Origin of the sequence: Bifidobacterium sp. WK012_4_13 (genome assembly GCF_041080835.1) — a bacterium.
In the GTDB taxonomy this organism is placed as follows: Bacteria; Actinomycetota; Actinomycetes; order Actinomycetales; family Bifidobacteriaceae; genus Bombiscardovia; species Bombiscardovia fermentum.
In genome coordinates this window covers 1,440,118-1,452,260 of sequence record NZ_CP129683.1, presented here as the reverse complement: position 1 = coordinate 1,452,260, position 12,143 = coordinate 1,440,118, and the positions used below count along the sequence as shown (strand labels likewise).

Sequence of the window (12,143 nt, the reverse complement as noted above, 5' to 3'; positions counted from 1 at the left end):
TCACTGCTTCGCTTTCAGCAGTGTCGCCACAAGTTTGCAAGCCTTTTGAGATGAGGGACATGACCGACGAGCAGCGCATATATCTTCCGGATTCAATCCGTACGAATGGTGCGACACCCAATCCCTGGTGGTCGAATGCAGTCGTGTATCAGATATATCCCAGAAGTTTTCAGGACTCCAACGGCGATGGCATTGGTGACATCCCCGGCATCACGTCACGGCTGGACTATCTTGCAGATCTGGGCATCGACGTTATTTGGCTCAGCCCCGTTTATAAGTCTCCGCAGGATGACAATGGCTATGACATATCGGATTATCAGGCGATCGACCCTGTTTTTGGCAATCTCTATGATATGGATGACTTGATCGCCGGCGTTCATGAGCGTGGCATGAAGCTCATCATGGATCTTGTAGTGAACCATACGTCCGACGAACATGCATGGTTCAAGGCTTCGCGTGGACGGGTCGACGGCTATACCGACTGGTATTGGTGGCGTCCTCCAAAGCCTGGCCATGTTCCTGGCACTCCAGGCGCAGAACCCAACAACTGGGGTTCTGATTTTGGAGGTTCCGCATGGGATTTCGATGCCGATCGCGGTGAATATTATCTGCACTCGTTCTCTCCCAAGCAACCAGACTTGAACTGGGAAAATCCAAATGTGCGACAGGCCATTTTCGACATGATGAATTGGTGGATGGATCGAGGCATCGATGGATTCCGCATGGATGTCATCACTTTGATTTCGAAGCCTGTCTTGGAGGATGGCACCTTGCCGGATGGCGAGCCTGGCGAAGATGGCTATGCGAATTCCCAGAAGGTCGCCGCGGATGGGCCTAGGCTCGATGAGTTCCTTTCCGAGATGCGACGCGAGGTCTTCGATGGCCGAGAGGGTACGCTGACCGTCGGCGAGGCTCCAGGCATCACCCCAGACAGGGATCGTCACATCACCGATCCAGCCAATGGCGAGCTTGACATGCTCTTCCTCTTCAAGCACGTCGAATTCGATGAGAAGGGCAGCAAATGGAATCCTCTGCCGTTGGACATCGTTCCTCTCAAGCGAATAATGACGCAGGAGCAGAGTGCCGTGCAGGATGCCGGGTGGAGCAGCCTGTTCTTCAACAATCATGACCAGCCCCGTGTGGTGTCGCGTTGGGGAGACACCTCCACCGACGATTTGCGCCGTTATTCCGCCAAGGCGCTCGGTCTGATCCTTCATATGCATCGAGGAACGCCATATGTCTATCAAGGCGAGGAGCTGGGCATGACGAATGCCGGGTTCACGGCCCTTGACCAATACCGTGACATCGAGTCTCTGGACCTCTATCGAGTGCGCGTGCTGTCGATGCATCTGTCAACCCACGATCAGATGATCGACGCGCTCGGGCGACGCAGTCGAGACAATGCGCGAACCCCCATGCAATGGGACGGCACTCGGTATGCAGGATTCATGCAGCCCAGTATGGACGGGCATCCATGGCTTCCCGTGAACATCAACAAGCGATACATCAACGTGCGCAATGAGCAGCGAAACCCGAGCTCGGTCCTCACCTTCTACAAGGAGCTGATTCACCTGCGTCACAGCGACCCTGTGGTGGCGGCAGGCGATTTTACCCTCCTCGATGCAGATGACCAGCGCGTGTATGCATTCACCAGGTCCATTCCTCTTATTGACCTTCCCGGTCATGCGGATGGCGTGGCCCATGGTTCGGAAGATGTGGACCGCATTGTAGTCGTCGCGAATCTGACCAGTCGCACGGCGCAGATTCCGCCACAAACCGCCAACATCATCGGTCTCGACCCATCCTGGACGATTGTCGCTGAAGGCATGATCGATCAGGATCGAGTGCTTATCAGCAACTATTCCGTCGATCATTCCGCCACTGCGCTCGTTACCGGCAGACTTTCACCCTGGGAGGCCTTCGTCTACCGCGTGTAGCCGCGCATTTGGCCATTGCACCGCGGCATTTCAGAGAAAGCAATGGAAAAGACTTCCAGCAATCAGTATTCCTGCCTCACACGGAAGCCCTTGGTGCGCAAGGTGTCCAATATAAGGGCGATATGGTCAGGCCCATTCGTCTCAACGGTCACCTCGAGCAGCACCCCATTGCGATAGTGACCAGATGCCTTGAACTGGTCGTGGTTAAGCTCAATCACGTTGGCTCGCAAAGTCGCCAGAAGGTTGGCTATCGCTGCCAGCTGGCCTGGGATATCGGGCAATTCCACCCCGAACTGCATGATTCTGCCACGTGAGATCATGCCCCGCTGGATGACCGCACCAATGGTAACGGTGTCGATGTTGCCGCCAGACAATATCGGAACGATCACATGCTTGCCGGGAGCGGACTGGAAGACCTGGCTGTTTTTGGACAGCTGGTTCAGCGCTGCCAAAGAAACGGCACCGGCTGCTTCAACGACCAGTTTGTGCTTCTCAAGCATGAGCAGAATCATTTCCGAAATATCGCGCTCGCTCACCAGAACAAGATCGTCAAGATACTGATTCAGCAGGCTGAATGTCAGATCGCCGGGGCGCTTCACCGCAACGCCCTCGGCAGAGGTATTCACATTCGTCGCCTCAACCACATGGCCCGCGGCCAGGGAGTCATGCCAAGCGGGAGAGCCTTCCGGAGTGGCTCCGATCACATGAACGTCCGGCTTGAAGTTCTTCACTGCCATGGCAATTCCCGCGGCCAGGCCGCCGCCGCCCATGGGAACGACGATGTCGGTCACATCGGGCACGTCGTGAAGTATCTCCAATGCGATGGTGCCCTGCCCGCATATCACGTCGTAGTCATCGAAGGGATGAACGAAGGTGATGTCGTTTTCATCTGACTGTCGAACGGCGTATGCGAAGCTTTCGTCAAAGACATTGCCTTCCAACACCACATCCGCTCCATATGCACGAGTCGCATCGACCTTCAGAGGCGGTGTGATCTGTGGCATCACTATCGTCGCCTTCGCGCCGCGTTCGCGTGCGGCGTATGCGACACCTTGGGCGTGGTTGCCGGCAGAGGCGGTGATTATGCCCTTGTCGAGCTGATCCTGCGGCAAGGATGCGATCTTGTTGTAGGCCCCACGAATCTTGAATGATCCGGTGCGCTGCAGGTTCTCGGGCTTCAATTTGATCGAGAAGCCGGTCATTTCGCTCAAGATCTGCGAAGGAATGATATCCGTATGGCGAACCGTTCCAGAAAGCCTTTGAGCGGCTTGGTTTAAATCTTCAACATGGTTTCGCGAAAGAAACGCCTCAATTTCATCAGATTGCATGTCTCACATTATGAACCATGCGTGCGGCATGACACTCGAACGGTTTCAAGGCATGAGACGCAGAGCTCAGAATTTCGGCCAGAATTGTCACGCTCGACATCCACGGGCCCTTTCAGTGAAGACCGGTGCATTTGCCAGAGAATGAATGACGGATTGCCGCACATGAATCAATCGGGACTTCTTACCCCGCTTAGCCCAAAAAATCAAGTCTGTTGCATACAAAACATATTTGCTACATTTCAGGTGCAGAAGGAATCTGGAATTCATCCCACAGAATGTGCAAGCGCGAATCTCGCGAATCTTGCGGACCTCGAGCGCACTGAGAAGACGAACATAGAGAGAGGGAGCTGTTGATGTCGTTGGCAGACCTAGCGGATCGCATGCGTAATCCATCCAAGGCTTCAGACTTGAGCCGCTTTAATTCCACCGTCAAATCGCGAAAGGCGGTTCATGCCAGAAAGGCGGTGAGATTGACCTTGGCGGGAATCATGGCTCTCAGCCTAGGACTGACGGCCGCATGCGGGTCAGGCAGCTCGTCTTCGGCTTCAGACGAATCAGGATCAACCAGCGGCTATCCGGTCACCATCAAGAACGCATATGGATCGGTCACCTTGAAAAGTAAGCCCACGCGCATCTCAACTGTTGGATGGACAACCTATGATGCCGTTCTTTCGCTTGGAGTGCTTCCCGTGGATATGCCGAAGATGTCAGATGGCGATGCACAGAACGGTATGTACAGCTGGACCGCTGCAAAGGTCAAGGCACTCGGCGGTACGGGCAGCAAGGCACCGCAGCTGCATGACGAGTCCGACAGCATCGACACCGAGGCGATCGCTTCGAGCAATCCGGATCTGATAATCGCCACTCAGTCCGGCATCACCAAGCAGCAATATCAGACCATGAGCAAGATCGCTCCAACGCTTGCGTATCCGAAGGAGGCCTGGGCGACACCATGGCGGGACGTCGTCACCATCGCAGCAAAGGCCTTGAACATGCAGGCAAAGGGCAAGCAAGTCCTCGCAGATGATGAGGCTGCCATCAAGAAGGCCGTTGACGCCAAGCCGAACATCAAGGGCAAGACCGCCGCAGTCATGTATTTCGACACCACGAAGCTCTCGACGGTCAGCGTCTATACGACGCTTGATACCCGCCCTGAATTCCTCAACGACCTCGGCTTGAAGACACCGGCCTCAGTGAAGAAAATCTCTGCCAGCACCGATTCATTCTACAAGGATATTTCCAGCGAAAACGTCGATCAGCTCGATGATGTGGACATCATCGTCACCTATGGCGACAGTTCGACCCTCAAGACCTTGCAGGCAGATCCGCTCATCGGGAAGATCCCGGCCATCAAGCGTGGCTCGGTGGTCGTCATCGACAGTTCGTCCGCACTGGAATCGGCGATAGCGCCGTCATCGCTTTCGATTCCAGCCACCGTAGGCCAATACGTCGGTCTCCTTTCCAAGGCAGCGGATAACATCTGAACAATTGCACTTCGATTCGATCTGGCGCACCACGCCTCAACCATGGATTCCTGCTCAGACATCTAGGCCATGGAAGATGTGTCGCCAGAGAAATTCGAAGGCCCTCGAACGAAAAGTGAATGAGGAATGAACACTGTGTCGAAATCAAGGAATGGTCGGCTGACGTTATTCCTCTGTCTGGGATGTGCCGCGCTCGTGGCACTTTGCTTGGTTTCCGTGGCAATTGGCTCGCGAACCGTGCCTTTCGACGAGGTGTTTCATGCGTTTTCAGACCCATCCGATTCAAGCGTTTCGGCAGCGGCAGTAAGACTCCGGGTGCCGCGAACGGTGCTTGGCATTCTCGCGGGAATATCGCTTGCAGTCGCAGGAACCCTCATGCAGGGAATGACGAGGAACCCCCTCGCCGATCCGTCGATCCTGGGCTTGAATAGCGGAGCAGCCTTCGCGATTGTCCTTTCCATGGCCTTCTTCGGCCTAGATGCGCCTCAGCAATACGTTTGGGTGGCCTTGATCGGGTCGTCCATCGCTGCGCTCGCAGTGTGGCTTCTCGGTTCAATGGGACCAAGCGGGGCAACCGTCCTCAAGCTGACCCTGGCCGGAGCCGTCATCACTGCAATGCTGTCCTCGCTGACATCGGCCGTATTGCTTCCACGCATTCAGGTGATCTCGACCTATCGTTTCTGGCAGGTCGGCGGTCTGTCAGGCGCGCGTTTCGCATTGATGACTCCTGTGCTGCCTTTGATAGTCGGAGGTCTTGTCCTCGCTCTTGTCACGATTCCCGGAATCAATGCTCTTGCCATGGGCGACGAGCTTGCAGAAGGATTGGGGAGCCGGGTGAAGCTGACTCGTGGAATTGCTTGGATAGCCGCTGTTCTGCTCTCAGCTGGCACAACGTCCCTCACTGGTCCGATTGGTTTTGTGGGTCTGGTGGTTCCTCATGCCGCACGGCTGATCGTAGGTTCGGATTACCGTCACATACTTGCCATCTCCGTGATTCTCGGACCGATGCTGCTGTTGGCTTCAGACATCGTCGGACGCATCCTCACTCGTCCGTCGGACATCGAGGTCGGCATAGTAACCGCAATCATCGGTGCGCCATTCTTCATCATCCTTGCCCGCGGTCGAATGCTTCGTCAGGTTTGAGGAAGGGGAATCATGAACGGCACCTATGGTGGACAGACGCTTGGCACTCGAAGATCTTCGCAGAGAGCGGTGTCAGTCATGTCGGCCTTGCTTATTCTGGCCTTCGCCTTGCTCTATTCCGACATTGTTTTCGGCGACTCGACGTATTCCTTCTCCGATGTCGTGAATGTCATGGCAGGCCACGCTCCGTCCGGCATCACCTTCGTCATCGGAGAGCTCAGACTTCCCCGGGCGCTGACCGCATTCGCCTGCGGGGCGCTCTTTGGCATGGCCGGCGCAAGCTTTCAACGGTTGTTGCACAATCCGCTTGCAAGCCCGGATATCATCGGCATCACCGAGGGAGCGAACACGGCTGCCGTCTTTGGCATCGTTGTCCTTGGCATCTCCGGCCTGCAACTCAGCGCATTCGCCATTCTTGGTGGGCTCGCCACTGCGATAGTGGTCGCATTGCTCACATTTCATCATGGATTCGCCCCTCAGCGGCTCGTATTGATAGGCATCGCCGTCGGCGCCATGCTTAATGCCATCAGCTCCTGGATGCTCGTACGCGCCGATCAATGGGATATTCAATCCGCCTCCCGGTGGCTCACCGGCAGTCTTGCGGATGCTGATTGGACATATGCCATCATCACGATCATTGCCCTCACGATTGGCTGTGCCTTGGTGATGCCGTTGAGTCGCCAACTCGATATGCTCCGACTGGGAGACGGCATCGCAGCGGGGCTCGGTATAAGGGTCGGTCTGGCACGTGCGGCCATTGTCGTTGTTGCCGTCCTGATGCTTTCGATTGCGACGAGCGCAGTCGGTCCCATCGCCTTCGTCTCGTTCCTCGCAGGGCCTATCGCCGTGAGACTGATTCGCTCAGGTTCTTCGGCAATCGTCACCTCAGGTCTGGTCGGTTCATGCCTTGTCCTTGGATCTGACATCATCGCCCAGCATGCAACGGGGACACAGTTCCCTGTCGGAGTCGTTACCAGTGTGGTCGGTGGTCCGGTCCTCGTCATTCTCATGTACTTTTCCATGAGGAAGGAGTCACAACTATGAAACCGCAGGAATCCGATGTCATGGCTTCTGCTGAACATTCCCTCGGTCCCGTCATTCGAAACGCAGGACAGGCTGCGAGACGGACCGTGACGCAGGCAGCGGGTACCACGAGTGCCCGCTCTGCCAGCCTTTCAGCAGAGAAGGTCAGCGTTGCCTATGGCAGGCATCTCGCTGTCAAAGGCGTGGACCTCGATGTTCACGGCGGCCAGATAGGTGCGATAATCGGCGCAAATGGCTGTGGCAAGTCGACCTTTCTTCGAGCCTTGGCGCGACTGGTGAAGCCGCAGGGCGGCACGGTGATACTTAACGGGCATGACATTGCGAAGCTGCCGACCAAACGCGTCGCGACGCAGCTTGGCATCCTTCCTCAATCGCCGATCGCTCCCGATGGCATCACCGTGTCTGACCTTGTCTCGCGGGGAAGATACCCATACCACAAGTTCGGCTCAGCATGGTCACGCCAGGATCAGGATGCCGTTGACCATGCCTTGGCAGTCACGCACATGGCCGAACTGGCCGATCGCAGCGTGGACCAGCTTTCCGGAGGCCAACGTCAGCGCGCCTGGATTGCCCTTACGCTTGCGCAGGATACTGACATTCTTCTTCTTGATGAGCCGACCACTTATCTCGATGTCGCCTATCAGCTTGAAGTCCTTGATCTGCTTGCGGATTTGAATGCAATCGATGGAATCACCATAATCATGGTGATTCATGACATCAATCTGGCCGCAAGGTACGCCGATTGGATTCTGGCCATGAAAGACGGTGAATGCGACACAATCGGCACGGCGGAAGAGGTCGTCACCCCAGAGGTCATCAGCCGCGTCTTCGGAATGGATGTTCGCATTATCCAGGATCCAGAAAGCTCAACGCCAATGATAATCGCAGATTCGCGCCATGCGCTCGCGCCAAAGCGTGCAATGTTCGAAGAGGAGAAGCTATGAGGCCCAGCAATCTTTCCAATGATCGACACATCAAGGATGATCGCCCAGGAGCGAGGCCATATCGCGTTCATGTCGTAAAACGCATCCCTCTCTCTCCAAGCTTCGTGAGACTCGTATTCGAAGGTGACGATCTTGTCGATTTCGGCACCGATGGCTTCGACCAAAGAATCAAGCTGCTGCTGCCACTTGAGGGCGGCCGTTGGGGCGATCCTGACATGTGCTCGCCTCAGTCGATACACAAGGGTTCATGGTGGGAACGCTGGTCCGCGCTGCCTCCAGAAGACCGCAATCCGATGCGCACCTATACGATTCGGGCGATCGACCCCGTGTCACGCCAGCTAACCGTCGATTGCATTCTCCACGACAACCCCGGTCCGGCCGGAGCTTTCGTGTGGAAGGCGCAGCCGGGTGATGAAATCTTCGTCATAGGGCCGGACGAGCACTCCATTCACTCCGCGGAAGGCATTGATTTTCACCCCGGGGATGCAAAGAACCTGCTGCTGGTCGGCGATGAGACTGCCGTTCCTGGAATCGGCGGGATCCTCGCGTCATTGAAGAACGCTGCATGGCGCGGGCATGGAGTCGCATTGCTTGAGGTTCCCGATTCTCGGGATATGGAGGCATTGAATCAGACAGCGGGCTTCGTCGACGCGGCAGAGCTTGGCTTCACCATTGATTGGGTCGCCCGTTCGGATTCACATCGCCCTGGTGAACCGGACATTGAACGAGGAGCCAGTCTGATATCTCGCATGCGTACCTATGCTGCCACGAACCTTGCGATGCTGAGCCACGGCGATGCGTCTTCGAATCCGTCTTCGAGACAGTCCATCGCCCTGGAAGACGTCGATGTAGACAGGGAATTGCTATGGGAGACTCCCGAATCGGCGATTGGACGCCCGTTCTATGCATGGATGGCTGGTGAGGCTTCGGTAATTCGCACCCTTCGGCGCATGATTGTGCAGCAATACGGCGTTGACCGCTCAGCTGTTGCCTTCATGGGGTATTGGCGTGCAGGCAAACCCGAAATGTGATCTGATCGTGATGGCATCCCGCTGCTCTGCCAGGAGAATTCGGCGAAGTCACAATGTCCGTATGGGAATTTGCGAAATCGTTGAGCGACAGCCGTGGATACATCGCGCAGCCCGTTCCTTCTTGTCTTAGGAGCAGAGAGAACAAGGATCAGTCCCTCTGCGTGCCATCAGTCGTTCGCTGCAATCGTTTCATCGACCAGTTTCGGCAGTGCGTCCTGAATCGGGTCATGTATCAGCCGGGTCGCAATTGAATCATATTGAGTGCGTCCCATGTTCATGATGGTCACAGGCACCCCCGCCTGTGCCGCAACCGGAACCAACGACGCTGCCGGATACACCTCAAGCGTTGAACCGATCACCCAGAATTCATCGGCCGAAGATGCCAGACGCATGCTCTTCTCCATGGAGCCGTCCGGCAAGGCCTGTCCAAAGTACACCACGTCGGTCTTGATGATTCCGTTGCAAGGCATGTTTCCACTGAATGGGAGCTTGCGATGGCAGCATGGATCGGGCTCGGCGTCAAGATTGTCCATGATCTCGGCGGTGTCATATTCGGCGCCGCATTTCATGCAGTGCGAGGTGCCGATGGTCCCGTGGAGGTTGACGATGACGTCATCGCTGTTGCCTGCCTTCTCATGAAGTGCATCAAAGTTCTGCGTCGCCAGCAGAGTCAGCAGCCCCGCATGCTCAAGCTTTGCCAGGGCCTTGTGAGCGACTCCGGGTTGCGCGCCCCATACCGGCGACTCCTTTTGCCACCGCCATGAGTATTCACGTGCCTTCTTGTCGGAAAGGAATGAGTCGAGGTCATATACATTCATCTGCTCGGGATGTTTCGTCCAGACGCCTTCGGGTCCGCGGAAATCCGGAATGCCCGCTGAAGTTGAAATTCCGGCGCCTGTCAGTACTGCGATCTTTTTAGCCATACTCAAGTCTTACCACGAAAGAAGCGCATTTTATCGAGACATTGTCTTGGCAGATGCGCCTGTGACGGAGAGTTCGATTCATCGAAATCACATGGAAATGACATCTAGGTCATAATAGGAAGGACGACACGCAGGTGAGGGAAAAATATGACTGTCTGAAAGCAATGTGAATCGGAGCGCTCTGATGCGCGGCTGGTGTTTCACATAAATCCGACACACCGAGAGAAGCGTTTATTTTCAACGTCTCTCGGTTTAATCACACCCGCAAAGATGCGAAACAGCCCAAAAGAGTGTAGGCTTGTACTTCGCTGCTCAACACGGCGGATTTCTCCAAGTGAGAGAACAAAGCTTGTTGGTGTGGTGGTGGTTTGAGAACTCAAGAGTGTATTTGTACTACTTTTTATAGTCAATTAATTGCCAGTTTGGCGTGAGCCTGGGTTTGTGCCTGGGTGTCCGGGAGGACTTAATGATCGTCATTTTTTTGTGTGGTTCGTCTTTTAGACGAATCCGTCAATATGAATTATTTTAGGAGTCGTTTTCGATTCTTCATGTTTTTTTGTGGAGGGTTTGATTCTGGCTCAGGATGAATGCTGGCGGCGTGCTTAACACATGCAAGTCGAACGGGATCCGAGGCGCTTGCGTCTCGGTGAGAGTGGCGAACGGGTGAGTAATGCGTGACTAACCTGCCTCATACTCTGGAATAGCTCCTGGAAACGGGTGGTAATGCCGGATGTTCCGACCTTCCGCATGGATGGTCGGGAAAGTGTTAGCGGTATGAGATGGTGTCGCGTCCTATCAGCTTGTTGGTGAGGTAATGGCTCACCAAGGCTTTGACGGGTAGCCGGCCTGAGAGGGCGACCGGCCACATTGGGACTGAGATACGGCCCAGACTCCTACGGGAGGCAGCAGTGGGGAATATTGCACAATGGGGGAAACCCTGATGCAGCGACGCCGCGTGCGGGATGACGGCCTTCGGGTTGTAAACCGCTTTTAATTGGGAGCAAGCGAGAGTGAGTGTACCTTTTGAATAAGCACCGGCTAACTACGTGCCAGCAGCCGCGGTAATACGTAGGGTGCAAGCATTATCCGGAATTATTGGGCGTAAAGAGCTCGTAGGCGGTTTGTCACGCCTGGTGTGAAAGTCCATCGCTTAACGGTGGATCTGCGCCGGGTACGGGCAGGCTAGAGTGCAGTAGGGGAGACTGGAATTCCCGGTGTAACGGTGGAATGTGTAGATATCGGGAAGAACACCAATGGCGAAGGCAGGTCTCTGGGCTGTTACTGACGCTGAGGAGCGAAAGCATGGGGAGCGAACAGGATTAGATACCCTGGTAGTCCATGCCGTAAACGGTGGATGCTGGATGTGGGGCCCATTCCACGGGTTCCGTGTCGGAGCTAACGCGTTAAGCATCCCGCCTGGGGAGTACGGCCGCAAGGCTAAAACTCAAAGAAATTGACGGGGGCCCGCACAAGCGGCGGAGCATGCGGATTAATTCGATGCAACGCGAAGAACCTTACCTAGGCTTGACATGTTTCGGACCGTCCCAGAGATGGGGCTTCCCTTCGGGGCCGATTCACAGGTGGTGCATGGTCGTCGTCAGCTCGTGTCGTGAGATGTTGGGTTAAGTCCCGCAACGAGCGCAACCCTTGCCTTGTGTTGCCAGCGCGTCATGGCGGGAACTCACAAGGGACCGCCGGGGTTAACTCGGAGGAAGGTGGGGATGACGTCAGATCATCATGCCCCTTACGTCTAGGGCTTCACGCATGCTACAATGGCCGGTACAACGAGATGCGACATGGCGACATGGAGCCAATCTCTTAAAACCGGTCTCAGTTCGGATTGGAGCCTGCAACTCGGCTCCATGAAGGCGGAGTCGCTAGTAATCGCGAATCAGCAACGTCGCGGTGAATGCGTTCCCGGGCCTTGTACACACCGCCCGTCAAGTCATGAAAGTGGGTAGCACCCGAAGCCGGTGGCCTAACCTTTTGGGGGGAGCCGTCTAAGGTGAGACTCGTGATTGGGACTAAGTCGTAACAAGGTAGCCGTACCGGAAGGTGCGGCTGGATCACCTCCTTTCTACGGAGAATATGCCACGGTTTGTGGCGAACGAGCCTTTCGGGCCATCATTGCGGTGGTCGCGTGGGCATGCTGGCGTGGAACGAGTGGTTGGCTTTGCAGTGCAGATACGCTTTTGGGCTCCCGGATTGCCACTCGGCGATTCGATGCCTTCCGGTGGATGCCGTCGTTTTCGGTGGTTGATGCTGGTAGTGCGGTGGTGGCTTGAGAACTGGATAGTGGACGCGAGCAA

8 protein-coding genes and 1 rRNA gene are annotated in these 12,143 nt (G+C 55.7%); 7 read left to right on the top strand and 2 right to left on the bottom strand.

All coding sequences use genetic code 11. The annotated features are described in order from the left end of the window. Nucleotides 1-59 precede the first annotated feature (59 nt). Nucleotides 60-1,937 (top strand): alpha-glucosidase, encoded by a 1,878-nt coding sequence (locus QN062_RS05860; RefSeq protein ID WP_369340909.1) that lies wholly within the window; start codon nucleotides 60-62, stop codon nucleotides 1,935-1,937. A gap of 62 nt (nucleotides 1,938-1,999) precedes the next feature. Here QN062_RS05860 and ilvA read toward each other — a convergent pair whose 3' ends face one another. Beyond that, the gene (gene ilvA / locus QN062_RS05855) at nucleotides 2,000-3,265 is read right to left on the bottom strand and encodes a threonine ammonia-lyase (protein WP_369340908.1); all 1,266 of its coding nucleotides are present in this window, start codon (nucleotides 3,263-3,265) and stop codon (nucleotides 2,000-2,002) included. 353 nt (nucleotides 3,266-3,618) lie between these two features. On the opposite strand from ilvA, the gene QN062_RS05850 reads away from it, so the two are divergent. From QN062_RS05850 to QN062_RS05830, 5 genes are all read left to right on the top strand, one after another. Next, the gene (locus QN062_RS05850; protein WP_369340907.1) at nucleotides 3,619-4,749 is read left to right on the top strand and encodes an iron-siderophore ABC transporter substrate-binding protein; all 1,131 of its coding nucleotides are present in this window, start codon (nucleotides 3,619-3,621) and stop codon (nucleotides 4,747-4,749) included. Between the two features lie 126 nt (nucleotides 4,750-4,875). Continuing rightward, a complete protein-coding gene (locus QN062_RS05845; RefSeq protein ID WP_369340906.1) occupies nucleotides 4,876-5,892 on the top strand; it encodes a FecCD family ABC transporter permease in 1,017 nt (338 codons plus the stop codon). Between the two features lie 12 nt (nucleotides 5,893-5,904). Beyond that, nucleotides 5,905-6,936, top strand: coding sequence for a FecCD family ABC transporter permease (locus tag QN062_RS05840; protein WP_369340905.1), 1,032 nt, complete (start codon nucleotides 5,905-5,907; stop codon nucleotides 6,934-6,936). Further along, nucleotides 6,933-7,880 carry an ABC transporter ATP-binding protein gene (locus QN062_RS05835; RefSeq protein WP_369340904.1) on the top strand — a complete coding sequence of 316 codons (948 nt, stop codon included), beginning with the start codon at nucleotides 6,933-6,935 and terminating at the stop codon, nucleotides 7,878-7,880. The genes QN062_RS05840 and QN062_RS05835 overlap by 4 nt, the downstream gene beginning before the upstream one ends. After that, the gene (locus tag QN062_RS05830; RefSeq protein ID WP_369340903.1) at nucleotides 7,877-8,911 is read left to right on the top strand and encodes a siderophore-interacting protein; all 1,035 of its coding nucleotides are present in this window, start codon (nucleotides 7,877-7,879) and stop codon (nucleotides 8,909-8,911) included. Before QN062_RS05835 ends, QN062_RS05830 begins: the two co-directional genes overlap by 4 nt. A gap of 167 nt (nucleotides 8,912-9,078) precedes the next feature. On the opposite strand, the gene QN062_RS05825 is transcribed toward QN062_RS05830, so the two are convergent. After that, nucleotides 9,079-9,834, bottom strand: coding sequence for a Sir2 family NAD-dependent protein deacetylase (locus QN062_RS05825; RefSeq protein WP_369340902.1), 756 nt, complete (start codon nucleotides 9,832-9,834; stop codon nucleotides 9,079-9,081). 555 nt (nucleotides 9,835-10,389) lie between these two features. Here QN062_RS05825 and QN062_RS05820 point away from each other — a divergent pair. Beyond that, nucleotides 10,390-11,911 (top strand): 16S ribosomal RNA (locus tag QN062_RS05820). Nucleotides 11,912-12,143: the final 232 nt, after the last annotated feature.

Excerpts from the sequence above, each read along its gene's own strand:
- QN062_RS05825 (WP_369340902.1), bottom strand. The coding sequence starts at position 9,834 with ATGGCTAAAAAGATCGCAGTACTGACAGGCGCCGGAATTTCAACTTCA.
- QN062_RS05840 (WP_369340905.1), top strand. The coding sequence starts at position 5,905 with ATGAACGGCACCTATGGTGGACAGACGCTTGGCACTCGAAGATCTTCG.
- QN062_RS05860 (WP_369340909.1), top strand. The coding sequence starts at position 60 with ATGACCGACGAGCAGCGCATATATCTTCCGGATTCAATCCGTACGAAT.
- ilvA (WP_369340908.1), bottom strand. The coding sequence starts at position 3,265 with ATGCAATCTGATGAAATTGAGGCGTTTCTTTCGCGAAACCATGTTGAA.
- QN062_RS05850 (WP_369340907.1), top strand. The coding sequence starts at position 3,619 with ATGTCGTTGGCAGACCTAGCGGATCGCATGCGTAATCCATCCAAGGCT.
- QN062_RS05830 (WP_369340903.1), top strand. The coding sequence starts at position 7,877 with ATGAGGCCCAGCAATCTTTCCAATGATCGACACATCAAGGATGATCGC.
- QN062_RS05835 (WP_369340904.1), top strand. The coding sequence starts at position 6,933 with ATGAAACCGCAGGAATCCGATGTCATGGCTTCTGCTGAACATTCCCTC.
- QN062_RS05845 (WP_369340906.1), top strand. The coding sequence starts at position 4,876 with ATGAACACTGTGTCGAAATCAAGGAATGGTCGGCTGACGTTATTCCTC.